The sequence below is a fragment of the Geobacter sp. AOG2 genome (genome assembly GCF_019972295.1).
Taxonomy (GTDB): domain Bacteria; phylum Desulfobacterota; class Desulfuromonadia; order Geobacterales; family Pseudopelobacteraceae; genus Oryzomonas.
Genome location: NZ_BLJA01000001.1, coordinates 3349151 through 3364631, shown reverse-complemented (window position 1 = coordinate 3364631; position 15481 = coordinate 3349151). Strand labels below are relative to the sequence as shown.

General features: G+C 58.1%; 14 protein-coding genes. 6 read left to right on the top strand and 8 right to left on the bottom strand.

Features of this window, described 5'->3' with window-relative positions; translation table 11 throughout:
• The first annotated feature begins 63 nt into the window (after positions 1 to 63).
• The 3 genes from LDN12_RS15300 (at position 64) to arsS (ending at position 3238) form a co-directional block, all read left to right on the top strand.
• Positions 64 to 1866, top strand: a complete 1803-nt coding sequence (locus LDN12_RS15300) for a PAS domain S-box protein (RefSeq protein WP_223923521.1) — start codon at positions 64 to 66, stop codon at positions 1864 to 1866.
• A 34-nt stretch (positions 1867 to 1900) separates the two neighbouring features.
• Positions 1901 to 2233, top strand: a complete 333-nt coding sequence (locus tag LDN12_RS15295; protein WP_223923520.1) for an arsenosugar biosynthesis-associated peroxidase-like protein — start codon at positions 1901 to 1903, stop codon at positions 2231 to 2233.
• Positions 2234 to 2299: 66 nt separating this feature from the next.
• Positions 2300 to 3238, top strand: coding sequence for an arsenosugar biosynthesis radical SAM (seleno)protein ArsS (gene arsS, locus LDN12_RS15290; protein ID WP_223923519.1), 939 nt, complete (start codon positions 2300 to 2302; stop codon positions 3236 to 3238).
• Positions 3239 to 3282: 44 nt separating this feature from the next.
• Here arsS and LDN12_RS15285 read toward each other — a convergent pair whose 3' ends face one another.
• The gene (locus LDN12_RS15285) at positions 3283 to 4026 is read right to left on the bottom strand and encodes a hypothetical protein (protein ID WP_223923518.1); all 744 of its coding nucleotides are present in this window, start codon (positions 4024 to 4026) and stop codon (positions 3283 to 3285) included.
• 214 nt (positions 4027 to 4240) lie between these two features.
• On the opposite strand from LDN12_RS15285, the gene LDN12_RS15280 reads away from it, so the two are divergent.
• Genes LDN12_RS15280 through LDN12_RS15270 form a run of 3 tightly spaced genes read left to right on the top strand, consistent with a single transcriptional unit; the run spans position 4241 to position 6654 of the window.
• Complete coding sequence (locus tag LDN12_RS15280) at positions 4241 to 4666, top strand: MarR family winged helix-turn-helix transcriptional regulator (protein ID WP_223923517.1); 426 nt, start codon at positions 4241 to 4243, stop codon at positions 4664 to 4666.
• Positions 4659 to 6227: an MDR family MFS transporter gene (locus LDN12_RS15275; RefSeq protein WP_223923516.1), complete on the top strand. Its 1569-nt coding sequence runs from the start codon at positions 4659 to 4661 to the stop codon at positions 6225 to 6227. Before LDN12_RS15280 ends, LDN12_RS15275 begins: the two co-directional genes overlap by 8 nt.
• Positions 6220 to 6654, top strand: a complete 435-nt coding sequence (locus LDN12_RS15270) for a universal stress protein (protein WP_223923515.1) — start codon at positions 6220 to 6222, stop codon at positions 6652 to 6654. The genes LDN12_RS15275 and LDN12_RS15270 overlap by 8 nt, the downstream gene beginning before the upstream one ends.
• A gap of 36 nt (positions 6655 to 6690) precedes the next feature.
• Here the strand turns inward: LDN12_RS15270 and LDN12_RS15265 are convergent, their stop codons facing one another.
• From LDN12_RS15265 to LDN12_RS15235, 7 genes are all read right to left on the bottom strand, one after another.
• A complete protein-coding gene (locus LDN12_RS15265) occupies positions 6691 to 7029 on the bottom strand; it encodes a PilZ domain-containing protein (protein WP_223923514.1) in 339 nt (112 codons plus the stop codon).
• A 193-nt stretch (positions 7030 to 7222) separates the two neighbouring features.
• Positions 7223 to 8146: a hypothetical protein gene (locus LDN12_RS15260; RefSeq protein ID WP_223923513.1), complete on the bottom strand. Its 924-nt coding sequence runs from the start codon at positions 8144 to 8146 to the stop codon at positions 7223 to 7225.
• A gap of 185 nt (positions 8147 to 8331) precedes the next feature.
• The gene (locus LDN12_RS15255; RefSeq protein ID WP_223923512.1) at positions 8332 to 9531 is read right to left on the bottom strand and encodes an MFS transporter; all 1200 of its coding nucleotides are present in this window, start codon (positions 9529 to 9531) and stop codon (positions 8332 to 8334) included.
• 220 nt (positions 9532 to 9751) lie between these two features.
• Complete coding sequence (locus LDN12_RS15250; protein WP_223923511.1) at positions 9752 to 10771, bottom strand: alpha/beta fold hydrolase; 1020 nt, start codon at positions 10769 to 10771, stop codon at positions 9752 to 9754.
• Between the two features lie 87 nt (positions 10772 to 10858).
• Positions 10859 to 12688, bottom strand: a complete 1830-nt coding sequence (gene glmS, locus LDN12_RS15245; protein WP_223923510.1) for a glutamine--fructose-6-phosphate transaminase (isomerizing) — start codon at positions 12686 to 12688, stop codon at positions 10859 to 10861.
• A 19-nt stretch (positions 12689 to 12707) separates the two neighbouring features.
• Entirely contained in the window at positions 12708 to 13211 is a 504-nt protein-coding gene (locus tag LDN12_RS15240; protein ID WP_223923509.1) for a response regulator, read from the bottom strand.
• Position 13212: 1 nt separating this feature from the next.
• Positions 13213 to 15435 (bottom strand): ATP-binding protein, encoded by a 2223-nt coding sequence (locus LDN12_RS15235; protein ID WP_223923508.1) that lies wholly within the window; start codon positions 15433 to 15435, stop codon positions 13213 to 13215.
• Between the last annotated feature and the right edge of the window lie 46 nt (positions 15436 to 15481).

Below are 15481 nucleotides of genomic sequence, written 5' to 3'. Positions count from 1 at the left end.
ACTAAAATCCCCCATGATCAGGACCAACGGCCATCCCGGCCGGTCGAACGGATAGGACCAGCAATGGTTGTGTCGGCACAAAAACAGCGGTTTCCGGGCACGCATGCCCTGGCAGCGACGGCCGCAACGTTCGCCCCCCTCCTCACGAGTGTCCGGGGCTGGTGCGGCGATAGCGCCGGGGCGCACCAGGGGTGCGGGTGGGAGTTGGCGCTCTTGGGCTTTGGCGTCGCAGCGGTGACGCTGGCGGGCCTGATCCCGTCGTACATCGCGCTGAGACGCCGTTCCGCGGAGCTGCAACAGGAGATCGAGCTGTACCGGGACTCCGAGGCGGAGCTGCGCACGAGCGAAGAGACCTACCGGGGGCTGGTGGAGCAGGCCAATATCATCATCCTCAGGCTGAAACTCGACGGCACCGTCATGTTCTGCAACGACTACGCCCAGTCCTTTTTCGGCTATACCCGCGAAGAGCTGATCGGCCGGAACATCATCGACACCATCGTTCCCGAGACCGACAGCGACGGCAACGACGTCCGGGCACGGATTCGGACGATGCTGGCCACGCGGGAGAGTTGCTACAGCGAAAACGAGAACATCCGCAAGAACGGCGAGCGGGTCTGGGTCGGGTGGTCGAACAAGCCGATCCTGGCGCACGGCGAGCCGTCGGAGATCCTCTGCACGGGGCAGGACATCACCGAGCGAAGACGGCTGGAACACCAGATCGTGCAGCAGCAGAAGCTGGAGAGCATCGGCCTGCTGGCGGGGGGTATCGCCCACGATTTCAATAATATGCTCACGCCGATCTACGGGTATGCCGAGATGATCGTGATGAAGGCGAAACCGGACGATTCGGCGGCCAATTATGCCTCCCTGATCCTGGAAGCGGCCAACAAGTCGAAGGATCTGGTCCGGCAATTGCTGACCTTCGGCAGGAAGCAGGCGCTCTCGATCCAGCTCCACGATCTGAACGAAATCATCACCAATTTCATGAATATCCTGCGGCGCACGATCCGCGAGAGCATCGAGATCCGCACCCTGCTCAGCGAAGCCCCCTGCCCGGTCCGGGCCGACTGGATCCAGATCGAGCAGGTGCTGATCAACCTGGCCATCAACGCCCAGGACGCCACCGACGGCACCGGACAGATCACCATCGAGACCGGCTGCCTGGTGCTGGACGACGAGTATTGCCAACTGCACCCCGGCGCCTGTCCGGGACGTTACGCCATGCTGGCCTTCAGCGACCTGGGCAGCGGCATGGACGACGAGACGCTCTCCCACATCTTCGAACCGTTCTACACCACCAAGGCCTCCGGCAGCGGCACCGGCCTGGGGCTCTCCACGGTGTACGGGATCGTCAAGCAGCATAACGGTTATATCGATGTCCACAGCAGGGTCGGCCGCGGGAGCGTCTTCCGCATCTATCTGCCGCTGTTCACCCCGGAAGCCGGCCCGGAGACCGGCAAGCCCGGCCCCGATGCCGTGGAGAGCATGGGCGCCGCCACGGTGCTTCTGGTGGAAGATAACCGCATGGTCATGGAGATGGTGAAGGAATTGCTGGAAAGCCACGGGCATACCGTGTTCGCCGCCAATACGCCGAAAGAGGCGATCGCCATCGCCCGCGAAAAGACCCGCTCCATCAACCTGCTGGTTTCGGATGTGGTCATGCCGCAGATGAACGGCCCCGAACTCCACGGGTGCCTCTCGCAATTCATCCCCGGTCTGAAGGTGCTCTATATGTCGGGCTATGCCAACAACGTGGCCGTTCACGGGGGGGCGCTGGAGGAGGGGGTGAATTTCATCGCCAAGCCGTTCACGACGGAGGCGTTCATGAAACGGATGTCCGGGATAGTGGCCGGCGGGCGGCAGTGACGGGCGGGACGAACTTTACAGGGGGAAGAAATCCATGGAAACCTATTACGACCCGGCCGACCTGGCCGCATTCGGCGATATCGGCAAGAGTGCCCCCGACTTGGCCTCGAAGTTCTTCGACTATTATGGAGCGGTCTTTGCCGAAGGGGCGCTGAGCGAGCGCGAGAAGGCGCTGATCGCGCTGGCCGTGGCCCATGCCGTGCAGTGTCCCTACTGCATCGACGCCTATACCACCGCGTGTCTGGAAAAGGGCTCCAACCTGGAGGAGATGACCGAGGCGCTGCACGTGACCAACGCCATCCGCGGCGGGGCGTCGCTGGTGCACGGCGTGCAGATGAGGAAGATCGCCGAAAAATTGTCGCTGTAGCCCTGGGGCGCGGGGACGCGGCGCAGGACTTATCCGGGAACGGGAGTTTCCGCAAAGAACCGGACCATGAATCCTTCCAGATTTTCAGAAACCCTCCAACGGCACGGCCTTGAGTTGACCCGCGGCACGACCACGACGTTGCAGATCAATGTCGGCCTGGCCTGCAATCTGGCCTGCCGCCACTGCCACCTGGAAGCCGGGCCGGACCGGCGGGAGGCGATGAGCCCCGAGACGGTGGAGGCGGTCATCGCCTGCGCCGCCCGCCTCAATTTCTCCGCCATCGACATCACCGGCGGCGCACCGGAGCTGTTGCCAAGTCTCCCTCGTCTGATCGAAGGCCTGGCACCCCTGACCCCCAAACTGATCGTTCGTACCAACCTGGCGGCCCTGATGCGGCCCGATACCGTAACATTACCGGTAGTCTACCGTAAGCATAACGTAACATTATCGGCATCGCTTCCGGCCGTTAATTCCACACAAACAGAGGCCCAGCGAGGAAGCGGAACCTGGGACGCCAGCATCGAAATACTGAAGAAACTCAATGGGTTGGGCTACGGCTTGGAAGGAAGCGGCCTGCAACTGGACCTAGTTTGCAACCCCACCGGGGCGTTCCTCCCCGCCCCCCAAGGGCAGGCGGAGAAGAAGTTCCGCCAGGATCTAAAGCGGCGCTACGCCGTCAGTTTCAACCGCCTCTACACCTTTGCCAACGTGCCGTTGGGCCGTTTTCGCGACTGGCTGGAGCGCTCCGGCAACCTGGAGGCCTATCTGGCGAAGCTGGAGAAAAGCTTCAACACCTGCACCCTGCCCGGCTTGATGTGCCGTTCACTGATCTCGGTAGACTGGGACGGCTTCCTCTATGACTGCGATTTCAACCTGGCGACCGGACTGCATCACGGCGGCCGGCGCCTCCATATCTCCGAGCTCTCCGAGCTGCCCCCGGCAGGCACCCCCATTCCGGTAAGTGACCACTGTTTTGCCTGCACGGCCGGTTCCGGCTTCACGTGAGGCGGCAGCATCACGGCTCTGGAGGGGCTGTAAGTAAAAAACCGTCACTTCTTTTCGACATTCTCCATGACCACATCCGAAAATCCTTCAAGAGGCTGCCGGGGGTTATCCAAGGTGGCCCTAACCGGCTCAGGGGAAGGGTCCTGCTGCCAACCGGGCATGACCGAGGTTGATTTCACGGGGATAACAAACTCTTGGCTGAAGGTTCGGCTCCCCGAGGCGTCAACAACCACAAAGCGGTAGCGGAGGAGCGCGGCCATCCCCGGTTCGAGCGCCGGCAGCGTCGCAACATAAGTGAATTGGCTCCCAGGCGCCTTAGTCATCGCCACAGAAGCATAACCGCCCCGCTCCAGGGACCGGAACCGGCACCGGACGGACTGCACGGCTTCACGGCTGATGACGACCTTGACGACGGTACGTTTGCCGGGCACTACATAGCTGTAAGGCTCATGGCTGATGTGGGCGCTGTCCGGCGCTTCCATGAACTCCGCCCCGTCTTTTTCAGTTTCAGACAACAAAGGAACAGGCCGTTCGGGAACATCGGTTGCCCCAGACGCTTCATGCTGAGTTTCCTGGCGTGTGGCATGGGTCTTCTTTCTTTCCGTGCGCCTCCTGGTTTCCGCTTTCTTCGTTTTTTTCTTCTCCACCTTTTTGAGCTCAGCCAAAGGTATCTCGTAGTCGTCGCCAGTTGCGGCGGAATACGCCGCCGGGATGCAGAAAACCAGTTGGACCAACATGGCCGTCACCAGCAGGCGGATGGCAACCAGCCGCTTTGAAACCATACTCATACGCCACCTCTTTTTGCATGTGCTACAAATTCGTGTCAGGATAGCTCAAACAGTCACAATTCAAAAACAAAAATTTTCAAATGTACCGCATGTGTCGAAAACAGCCTCTCGCCCGTCAGGCAGACTTCGGAAAACATCGGGATGAGCGAATACAGCCATATTGACAATTATTGTTGTGACAATTATATTACTAGCATGACACCGGAGGAATTCCATGGATCAAACACTCGAAAATAGCGTGGGATTCATCATGACCCGAACCACATTGCGTTACAAAAACGAATTGGGACGGCGCCTCAAACCCTACGGCGTAACGCCGGAACAGTGGGTCACGCTCCACCGGCTCAGGGAACAGGATGGTCTGACCCAAAAGGAACTGGCGGACCAAATATTCAAGGATCAGCCCACCATCACCCGCATCCTGGACAAACTGGAGCAGAAACAATTGATCCGTCGAAGCGCCAGTCCGGAAGACCGACGCGTATTCCGCGTCCATCTGACCGATCAAGGCAGACATCTACAGGAACAGCTCATGGCCGTCAGCCAGCAGGTGCGGGAAGAAGCAGGCCAAGGGATTACCGAGCGGGAACTGACAGCGCTCAAGGCAACCCTCAACAAAATCTGGAGCAATCTTGCATAATGAAGAACCAAGCCCCGGTAATTCCGGGCAGATGAACAAACATCACCATCTTGGTAGCGCCGACAACGCCCCCGCACCGCTTACAACGCCTCCGCTCGACGCAATGTTCCAAAAATACGGTCAGCGTTACCGCTGGCTGGTGGTTCTGACGGTCATGCTCGGCACCACGTCCATGGTGCTCGCCACCACGATCGTTAACGTAGTCATTCCAGATATCATGGCGGCCTTCCACATGGGGCAGGATCGTGCCCAGTGGCTTTCCACCGGCTTCCTCGCCGCCATGTCCACGACCATGCTGATGACGTCGTGGTGCGTCAAGGCGTTCGGACAGCGCGCCACCTACCTGACTGCCATGGTCCTTTTCATCGTCCTGTCGCTGCTGGGAGGCATGAGCAACAACTCCGGGGTTGTGATCGTGTCACGGATCATTCAGGGGGCTGCGGGCGGTATCATCCAACCGCTGGCCATGATCGCCATTTTCCAGGTCTTTCCCGCGCATCAGCGGGGGCGTGCCATGGGTATCTATGGCCTTGGCGTCGTATTGTCGCCAGCCATCGGACCCGCGCTGGGCGGTCTGCTTGCCCACTATTTCGGCTGGCGTGCCGTATTCTTCGTTGTTCTCCCTTTCTGTCTGCTTGGCGCCGCAATGGCCGTCTTCTTTCTCACCGGCCGCGATACTTCCGATGAACGGCCCGCCTTCGACCGACTAGGGTGTACGCTCTTGGTCGTATTTACAGCCTCGCTTCTGGCCGGACTCACATCGGGGCAGAAGACCGGCTGGAGCTCGGCTCGGACGCTGCTGCTGTCGGGAACCGCCTGCCTTGCGTGCTTCGGCTTCATCCGGCAGGAATTATTCTGCCGTCACCCCCTGTTGAACCTGCGTATCTTTGCCAACCGGCAGTTCAGCGCGGCCGCTGCCGTCTCATTCGCTTACGGCATGGGCATATACGGCTCCACCTACCTGATACCACTCTTCGTCCAGACCATATGCCACTATACCCCGGTAAGATCAGGGCTGCTGCTCTTCCCGGGAGGGGTGGTGCTGGCAGGAGCTATTACCGTTGCGGGGCGACTCACCGACAGATACTCGGCCCATGGCATTGTCACTGCGGGTCTGGCCTGTTTTGGCGTCTCCTTCTACCTGTTCGCCGGGGTAAACGCCGCGACCACCTTCCAAACCATGGCGTGGTGGATCGTGCTAGGCAGGCTCGGTCTCGGCCTGGTAATCCCGGCTCTGAACGCGGGTGCGGTCCAGACTCTGAAACCCGAATTGCTCAACCAAGGCTCAGGTGCGGTCAATTTCGTACGCCAACTCGGCGGCGCATTCGGGGTCTCCATGGTATCGTCATTTTTGGATTGGCGTAGCGCCACCTCCTATGAAGCCATGAAGCTGACGAGCAACATCGTTTCGCCGGCCACGCTGCATACCTTGGAGGGTGGTACGCGCCTGCAGGCCCGCATAGCCGGTTTTGAGGCCTCATTCATGGCTGTTGCCGCCATCTTTGGCCTGGCACTTCTGCCAGCATGGTTCATGCAAAGAAAAGGAGGTCATCATGCATAAAAAAATCCTGCTTGCTTATGACGGCACCGAGGAAGGCCGGGTCGCGCTGCTCGAATGCGCGGACATCGCGCATCTGCTCCACGCGGAGACCCACCTGCTGGCGGTCATGCGCATGCCGTCGGGAGTATTCCTCGCCGAGGGATTTGTCCCCGATTCCGTGATGGAGGAGGAAGAGCAGCGCGTACGGAATACCATTGACGACGGGGTCGCTTTGTTGTGTGAAGGCGGGTACAGTGCGTGCGGCCATCTGGCCTACGGAGAGCCGGTTGAAGAGATTTGCCGTATGGCAACAGAATTGGAGGTGGACTTGATCGTGCTGGGGCACCGGAAGCAGACATCGTTTGCCTCACGCTGGTGGAAGGGTTCAGTGGGCATATCGCTTCTGGAGCGGGCGCCATGCAGCATCCTGGTGGCGGTAGGCAGGTAAGTGCCGATTCATACCGGCCCCGGCTCGGAAGCGGGATTATACGACCTCGCCCAGAAGGCCGCGCAACTGGTTCTGCTGGTGGGGATCGAAGACATGCATACCCAAGTATATGCTGCCGTCCGGGTTATAGGCGGAATAGATACACCGGCACGTGAGACGAAAACTAGATGTCTGAAAAACGACATCCACGGTTTCAGCCTTCCGGGGGATTGCCAGGGGTACAGGCTGGGGAGGAATAGAGAGCTTCAGCCCCTGGCTGCTGATGTCAACAAGCCGTGATTCAACCTCAGACTTGTCGGGCAGGATGACCAGGACGGCGAACATGGCGTCCGATAACTGCTCGGTGTTGTGGCGGGTGACAAATCGATTTTCCATGGTAGAAGTCCGCGGCTGTTCCCTTACGCAAGAGTAGCTGGCATTTTCCTTCGGTTGATGACAAAGGAAACATGTGACGATGATCGGATGCCAGCATGCATGATATTTCAAGAGTTTATCGCATAGCCGGGCTCATACGGCAATACTAAAATGCTCTTTGGACCTATTTTCTTATTTTTCTAGCGGCACAACGCTACTTTCCGGCGCCCGGGTGCTGAACGCGCGGCCCATAGTCTCCCGGAGTGAGCTGTACCGGGCCAAGTATGGAATATGGCTCAATACGAGAATATAGCCATGTGGCGTCCTTGGTCAGCCAGACGAAATAAACCGGTTTGGTGCTCGTCATTCGCAGAGCAAGCGAATTGGTCGTTCCGGAGCGATCTCCGGTGAACAGCAAGTGTCCTCCCATGGTGTTCAATTCTTTCAGGGACAGTTCCTTCAGGGTCGGCGCGGGACGCTCGCTGAATATGAACAGCGCATCAACTGCTCTTCGCGACTGCTTAAAAGAATTGATGGCAAAGACAACTTTGCCGTTTGTTGTGGTACGCATCAAAGCCGCAGGAGGAAAAAGCGGGAGCCGGGCCGCATCCGTCAACGCGTTAGCCGAGTGGTAATCGATAGTGCCATAACCCGACTTTTGCGGGTCGTAGCCGCCCGAAAAATTCGAAGCCGTCGATCGCAAGGCGGCCTTTATGTCGAACCAGTTCCAATCGGGATGATGATACTTGAGGCTTGCCATAAGGCCAGCTAATTGCGCCGTGACCCCTGAGGCCGTATCGCTTTGTCCCTGTCCGCCCATATACCCCTTGGGGACGCCGAACTCGATGCCGTCGCCTGTTTTTCCCCCATACAGATTCACGGTAACAAACACCGCCGGAGGGGGGGCACCGGGCGGTTGGCCTTTCCTGGGCTCATATGCGTAAACATGCACGAGACCGCTTTTCGACAGTTTCAGATACAGCGTCGGGTCGAAAAGGTAATCCCAGCCCGAAAAACTCGACGACATGATGGTGGCCTGTGCCGCCTGGGCGTCAAGAATAAACTTGTCCGGAGGGAGAAATGGGTACCCGTTGAATTCCGATGAGGGCGTGACAATCACATCCGCCGCAATGCTCAACCCGGCATCCTTCACCGCTCCAAGAGCATTTCCGAGTCCGTGGGCCGTATTAATCCTGAGCCGGACCGAAGAGCCGGCGGCGGCAGGAGAAGATACCATTGTCAGGGCAACGAGAGAGAAGCAAAGAAACCATCTGCATATGATCATGTCAATACCCCCCGCCAGAGTTCCCCTGTGACAAAGGACTATTTTCCCTTATCTGAACTCTGAAACCCAGGTTTTTCAGGGCGCGGATTCCCCAAACGCTCCCCCATAAGCCAACGCAGGAGGATCAGCCCCCCCATGAAAGCTCCGCAGGCCGATACCGCCGACCATCCGCCCCACGCATAGCTGGCACTTGCAATGGTGGATCCCAAGGCTCCCCCGACGAAGTACGAGGTCAGGTAAACCGTGGTTACCCTGCTACGGGCGTCGGGATTGCCGCGATAGATTACCCCCTGGTTGGTAATATGCAACCCCTGCACACCGATGTCGAGGAGAATCACTCCGGCGATCATTGCAGTCAGGCTGTGCCCGCCGAGCCAGATCAGCCCGTATGACGCTGTTATCGCCGTCCCAAAGAGGCCAGTGGCTAACCGGCTTCGCCCCTTATCCGCCAAGCGTCCGGCACCAGAGGCGGAAAAGGCCCCGGCGGCACCGGCCAGCCCAAAAAGTCCGATCCGGCTCTCGCTGAAGCCGTAGGGCGGCGCGCTGAGTACGAACGTCAGCCCGGTCCAAAGCACGCTGAAGGCGGCAAATGCAAGAGCTCCGTAAAAGGAACGCTCACGCAGTGTCGCGTCTTCAAGCGCCATCCGTCCAGTCGATCTGAGGAGTTGTAGATACGGAGTATGGGGTCGTGGCGAATCCGATGGCAGCATCTTTCCCAACAGGGCTATCAGGACCGTCATGGCGCAAAATGCGAAGATATAGACGGCGCGCCAGCCAGCAAGCCCGGCAATAAGGCCCGATACCGTCCGCGCCAGCAGAATTCCGAGAAGGAGACCACTCATGACCGTACCCACGACGCGTCCTCGCGTCGCATCGGGCGCCAGGGAGGCAGCAAAGGGAACGAGCACCTGGACCGCGCACGATGAAAGTCCGACCATCACCAACGCAATACCGAGCATGTGGTATGAAGGGCTCCAAGAGGCGGCCAAAAGGGCGACCGCCGTCAAGGCGCAAAGGTATATGGTTAAACTGCGCCTGTTGACCGTGTCCCCCAAAGGGACAAGGAAGGCAAGACCACAGGCGTACCCTATCTGCGTCACGGTCACCAGCAGGCCGGCCCTGGCGGCCGTTATCTGAAATTCTGCTGCAATACCGGCCAAAAGCGGCTGGCTGTAATAGAGATTTGCAACAACACCGCCACAGGTAATGGCAAAGATCAGTGTGAGAATTCCCGACAAACCTTTCTCCTTTTGGTACGCCTGTTCCACCCCTTTATACTTCCCCAAAATGAAGAAAGCCACCCCTAAGGATGGCGGCAATGCCTACCGGCTCTGTTTTGCCAAGAGGAGAGTGCTGGCGAATTACTTTTCGGGTACATCGGCTCAGTCTTGCGGCATATCTTCCGGAACAGAGCAGGGTATGGGACTCCTGCGAGGTACATCTGACTGTTATTGGTACTTAGTTTTTTACTCCTGCCAACTCATCAAGCAAGGCCTTATGGAACATTGCCGGGTTCTCAATCTGTGGCGCATGCCCAAATCCGGGAAATTCTATTAAACGGCCGTGTGGAATGGTCTTGATAACTTCCTTACCCAGCAGTTTATAATGACCGATTTTTGCTTTGACCTCTGGTGGTGCGATGTCACTGCCAATAGCGGTGGTGTCGGCATCTCCGAGCATCAGGGTAGTGGGCACTTTCAACAGGGAAAACTCATACACGACCGGTTGGGTAAAAATCATGTCGTAGATGAGCGCCGAATTCCAGGCGACCAGTTTGTGGCCCGGTCCTTGATTGAGTCCGGCCAGCATATCCACCCAGCGGTTGTATTCTACTTTCCAGCGGCCACCGTAATAGACCGACTTCTCGTACCGGCGCACGCCCTCAGCCGAAAGCTTTAGCTCCCGCTCATACCATTGGTCAACTGTCCGGCCCGGCACGCCTAATGCTTTCCAGTCTTCCAGCCCAATAGGGTTGACCATAACCAGTTTTTCAACAGTTTCCGGATACATTAAGGTAAAACGGGTCGCCAGCATACCTCCGGTTGAGTGCCCAATCAGTATGGAACGGGACACTCCCAAACGCTGTAACAATGCCTTGGTGTTGAAAGCAAGTTGCTGGAAGCTGTATTGGTAATGGGCGGGCTTGGTTGAAGTGCAGAAACCGATCTGGTCGGGGGCGATGACCCGGTATCCCGCGCCGGTCAGAACCGCAATTGTGGCCTCCCATGTCGCACCACAAAAATTCTTCCCATGCATCAACACGACCGTGTGCCCGTTGGGTCGCCCTTTTGGTGGCACATCCATATACCCCATCTGGAGGTCTTGACCTTGTGACGCAAACCGGAAGTGTTCCACCGCGTGGGGATATGGAAACCCCTCAAGCTCTGCCCCATAACCAACGGCGGTACCCTCTGCACAGGCAGTGCCGGCAGCAGCGAGCAACAAAAACGCCACGTGTAGGTAAATTAAATAACGCATCGATGCCCTCTTATAACATTCTGAATGCAGTCTCTGGGGAAGGGCCTGAAACTATCGGGGCAGATTCATGTCCAGCCCCTTCCTCCCCTACTCCACGGTAACTGATTTGGCCAGATTCCGCGGTTGATCCACGTCCGTCCCCTTCAACACGGCGATGTGGTATGCCAGGAGTTGCAACGGCACGGAGAGCAGGAACGGGTCCAGGTCCTCGTCGATACGGGGAATCTCGATCGTATCCTCGGCCCGCGTCTTGACCTCGTGATCACCTTCGCTGCATAGTGCAATGACCCGGCCGTTGCGAGCGATGACCTCCTCCATGTTGGACAGGGTCTTTTCAAAGGCGCTGTTGAGCGGGACGAGCATGACTACCGGCATATCTTCGTCGATCAGGGCGATGGGGCCGTGCTTCATCTCGCCGGCCGGATAACCTTCGGCGTGTATGTAGGAAATCTCCTTGAGTTTGAGCGCTCCTTCCAGAGCGATGGGAAAATTCTTGCCCCGCCCCAGATAGAGGAAGTCGCGGGCGTTCATATACTTGCGGGCGATCTTCTCGGTGTCGGCATTGAGCTTGAGAGATTCCTCCAGCAGGGCCGGAACCTTTTTGAGGGAGGCGATCATGCGCTGGCCCGTGGCGGAATCGATAGCGCAGACGGCCCGGCCCAGGCGGATGGTGAACAGGTATAGGGCCGTGAGTTGGGTGACGAAGGCCTTGGTGGAAGCGACCCCGATCTCGGGACCGGCGTGTGTATAGATAACACCGGCGGATTCCCGGGCGATAGAGGAGTCCAGTACGTTGCAGATGGCCATGTTCATGGCGCCTCGGGATTTTGCCTCGCGTAAGGCCGCCAGGGTATCGGCGGTCTCCCCCGATTGGGAGATGACCATCACCAGCGTGTGCTCGTCGATAACCGGGCAGCGGTAGCGAAATTCCGAGGCAATATCCACCTCCACCGGGATGCGACAATACCCTTCGATGTAGAATTTGCCCACCAGGGCAGCGTGCCAGGAGGTACCGCAGGCCACGATGACAATCCGTTTCACGGCCGCCAGCTGTCGATCGCTGAACTTAAGGTCCTCCAGGTACACATCCCCTTCCTTCTCCAGAAGCCGGCCGGCAATGGTGTCACGCACGGCGCGGGGCTGTTCGTGAATTTCCTTGAGCATGAAGTGCCGGTAGCCCCCCTTTTCAGCCATAAGCGGCGACCAATCGATGTGCCGCGCCTTCTTGTTCAGCAGGACGCCCGCAATGGTGGAAAAGGCAACCGTGCCGGCACGGAACACGACCATTTCCCCATCCTCCATGAAGACCATCTCACGGGTATGAGCAAGGATGGCCGGGATATCCGAGGCGACGAAGAACTCCTCATCTCCCAGGCCGACCACCATCGGGGACCCCAGTTTGGCAGCGACCAGGGTGCCCGGCTCGCGTTCATTGAGGATGCACACGGCGTAGGCTCCCCGCAGCTCGGCCAGCGCTTGCCGGACCGCCTGCACGAAGTCCGGGGTGCTCTTAAGTTTTTCCTCCACCAAATGAGAGATGACCTCGGTATCGGTCTCGCTCTTGAAAGTGTGGCCAGCCTGTTTGAGTGTTTCTCTGAGCGACAGGTAGTTTTCGATGATGCCGTTATGCACCACGATAACCGGACCCGCCTTGTGGGGATGGGCATTGATCTCCGATGGGCGACCGTGGGTGGCCCATCGGGTATGGCCGATTCCGATCACCCCGAAGAGCGGCTGCTCGCGCAACAGCTTTTCCAGATTGACCAGTTTGCCTTCGCTGCGCCTGATGCCCGACTCACCGCCCGCCAGGGTGGCGATGCCGGCCGAGTCGTAGCCACGGTATTCCAGCTTCTTGAGCCCATCCAGTATGACCGGCGTTGCCTCTTGCCCGCCAATATAACCTACGATTCCGCACATAGCAGATTTCCTCCAATGTTTAGGTTGTTATCCCTCGCCCTACCCCTGCATCCTGCCCATCCTCCCCCATAAGGTCCGGCACCTGCACCACCAGCAGGAACAGTCCCAGCCGGCTCAAAATTTCGGTAAACTTTTGGTAGTCAACCGGTTTGGTGATATAACAACTGCACCCCAGACCGTAACAGGTGCGGATCTCCCGGGGGTCGTCGGTAGTAGTCAGCATGATCACCGGCATGCTCTTCAACTCCGGGTCCGACTTGATTTGTCTGAGCACCTCCACGCCGTCAACCTTGGGCATGCGGATGTCCAGAAGCATCATATACGCCTGCCCCTTCTCGCAACGCGGCGCATCTCCGTCCGGTTTACCGTAGAAAAAATCAAGGGTTTCCTGGCCGTTGCAAAAACGAATAATCGTGTTTCTGAGCCCCGACTCCTGAAGGTTGTCCTGGATCAGTTCGGCATGGCCGTCGTCATCCTCGGCAATCAGGATGATGACCTCTTTCTTGAACCTGTCGCTGATCATCTCATGCTCCTGTGGTCAAATTTTCATCCGCTTTCGGTATTGTACGCGGCAGGACAACGTAGAAACGGCTACCAACCCCCGGTTCGGACTCAACCCAGATCGTTCCCCCCAGGCGGTCAGCGATGCGACGCGCCAAGGTCAGGCCCAGCCCTTCTCCCTGGGTATCTCCCGGATTGAGACGATGGAATATCTCCCAAATCTTATCCTGCTGCTCACGGGGGATGCCGATACCATTATCCTCGACGCAGTAGCGCACCCCCTCGTCAAGCATTTCGCTTCCAATGTGAACAACCAACGGCCGATCAACTGCGCGGTATTTCAGGGCGTTATCCAACAAATTGCTGAATATCTGGGTAACCTGAACGCTGTCGCCAAGGCAGGGGGCCAGCCATGGAGCAACCTCGACTTGTGCGCCCGTTGATTCGATCTGATAGGTTACGGAAGCAATAATATTTGATATCAAAAGGCGCATGTCAAGGGTTTCGAAGCAAAGCGCCGTTCTTCCCAGGCGGGAGAGCCGAAGCAGGCCACCCAGCAAGCTGTCCATCTTTTCAATGCTGCGGGTGATGAAGCCGAGGGATTTGGGGATGCTTTCCCTGAGTATCAGTTCGACACGGGCCTGCTGAGCCTCATCCATGGCCAACTCGGCCATGAGCTCGTCCAGATCGACGCAGCTCTTGGCCAGCTTCCGACTGAATCCCTGTACGTTGACCAGTGGAGAGCGCAGGTCATGGGACGCTACATAGACGATCCCCTCCAACTCCTTGTTCTTTTTCTGCAACTCCACCATCAGGCCGTCGCGCTGGCGCTCGGTTATTTTCCGCTCGGCGATCTCCCTCTGCAACTCCTCGTTGGCCCTGGTCAACTCTCCGGTACGTTCCGCAACGTGGTGTTCCAGGGTTTCGTTGGTGTAGGTGATCTCCTGGAAACGCTGGCTGAGCGCGATGGCCATGACCTTGAAATTGCCGATCAACTGGTCGATTTCGCTGACCATGCTTTCCGGCCAGGCGCTGATATTCTCCCGCAGCAAGCGTTTGGGTAGGTCGGTCGTCACCTGCGACAGTCGGTAGAGGGGTGCGGCCAGGCGATGGGACAGGGAGAGCGACATCATCAGAACAAACATATTCAGGCCGAGCACGATCAACAGCGATTTGATATGATCGCGAAGCAGGGCTCGCTGATAAGGCGCAAACGGAAATTCGACGGCTACGCTCCAGGGGGTGCCGCCTCCAAGGGGGACACGGCGGATGAAGATTGCGTCATGCATCCGCTGCAAGAGCGGCACCGGTCTGTCCACGGTGGGCATACAGCGGTATATGCCGTCCTCCCTAACCTGTTGTGGAGAGCCGTTGCGGCATGGGTCGAATATGGCCCCCGGAAGGCTGTCGGTGCCGGCAATAACGTGGCTGGCACCGTCGATCAGGGCGATCCGGCACTGCTGCTTGCCACGCGCCTCCAAGAGGATGCCTTGCTCGACACCGGTGACCACCGGTTCCCACGACGCGTCGCCGCCGGCTTTCGTGGCCGGTTTCTGGAGTCTGAGGCGCGTTTCGTAGCTGACGACTTTCAGACTATCGTCGATGCTGGCATACATTTCCTTGAGGTAGCGGCCCTCGGCGCCTTTGCCGTAGATGATCATGACCACGATGGACGGTATCAGCACCACAGCCATCAGTATGTTGAAGATCAGGTGGTGGATCGGAATAGTGCGGGACATATTCAGACCGTAGAGGGGGGCAATGCGGGGGATATAGGTCAAAAGGAGGCTGGCGATCAATGCATTGGTGATGCCGATCACCCAGTAGGTCAACATGGCTGCGACTGTTCCCAATACCGTCACATGCATGACATATCGGAAGAACAGCCACACCAGAGGAACCCCCACCAGCGGCCAGTAGAAGGCATCATAGAGCAGAATGTTACGTTTTTTCCCCTTGCGCAACAGCCAACCAACAAAGAGCGGTTCCCCGCACAGCCAGATCACGGCATAGGGGTGCCCGTAAAGCGGGATGGTCCACAAGGAAGCGACCAATCCGGCCACAAGCCCCCATCGGATACCAAACAGGCGGACCACCAGGAGTACCGCGATGCTGCCGAACAGGAAGTTGATGCCCGTGAAGAGGCCCAAGGAAAAGAAGTTTCCGGCAAAACCGGCAGCAACCAGAGCAACCAACAGCAAAAAGGATTTGCCGCTGTATGTGAGGCGCCACCCCTGTTCACTCATGACTGTCTCCCCTGGTGCACTACCCTATGAAGTCGTTTGTCTATAC

Bases quoted from the DNA above. Each gene is read 5' to 3' on its own strand.
- LDN12_RS15300 (WP_223923521.1), top strand. From the start codon at position 64: ATGGTTGTGTCGGCACAAAAACAGCGGTTTCCGGGCACGCATGCCCTG.
- LDN12_RS15295 (WP_223923520.1), top strand. From the start codon at position 1,901: ATGGAAACCTATTACGACCCGGCCGACCTGGCCGCATTCGGCGATATC.
- arsS (WP_223923519.1), top strand. From the start codon at position 2,300: ATGAATCCTTCCAGATTTTCAGAAACCCTCCAACGGCACGGCCTTGAG.
- LDN12_RS15285 (WP_223923518.1), bottom strand. From the start codon at position 4,026: ATGAGTATGGTTTCAAAGCGGCTGGTTGCCATCCGCCTGCTGGTGACG.
- LDN12_RS15280 (WP_223923517.1), top strand. From the start codon at position 4,241: ATGGATCAAACACTCGAAAATAGCGTGGGATTCATCATGACCCGAACC.
- LDN12_RS15270 (WP_223923515.1), top strand. From the start codon at position 6,220: ATGCATAAAAAAATCCTGCTTGCTTATGACGGCACCGAGGAAGGCCGG.
- LDN12_RS15265 (WP_223923514.1), bottom strand. From the start codon at position 7,029: ATGGAAAATCGATTTGTCACCCGCCACAACACCGAGCAGTTATCGGAC.
- LDN12_RS15250 (WP_223923511.1), bottom strand. From the start codon at position 10,771: ATGCGTTATTTAATTTACCTACACGTGGCGTTTTTGTTGCTCGCTGCT.
- glmS (WP_223923510.1), bottom strand. From the start codon at position 12,688: ATGTGCGGAATCGTAGGTTATATTGGCGGGCAAGAGGCAACGCCGGTC.
- LDN12_RS15240 (WP_223923509.1), bottom strand. From the start codon at position 13,211: ATGATCAGCGACAGGTTCAAGAAAGAGGTCATCATCCTGATTGCCGAG.
- LDN12_RS15235 (WP_223923508.1), bottom strand. From the start codon at position 15,435: ATGAGTGAACAGGGGTGGCGCCTCACATACAGCGGCAAATCCTTTTTG.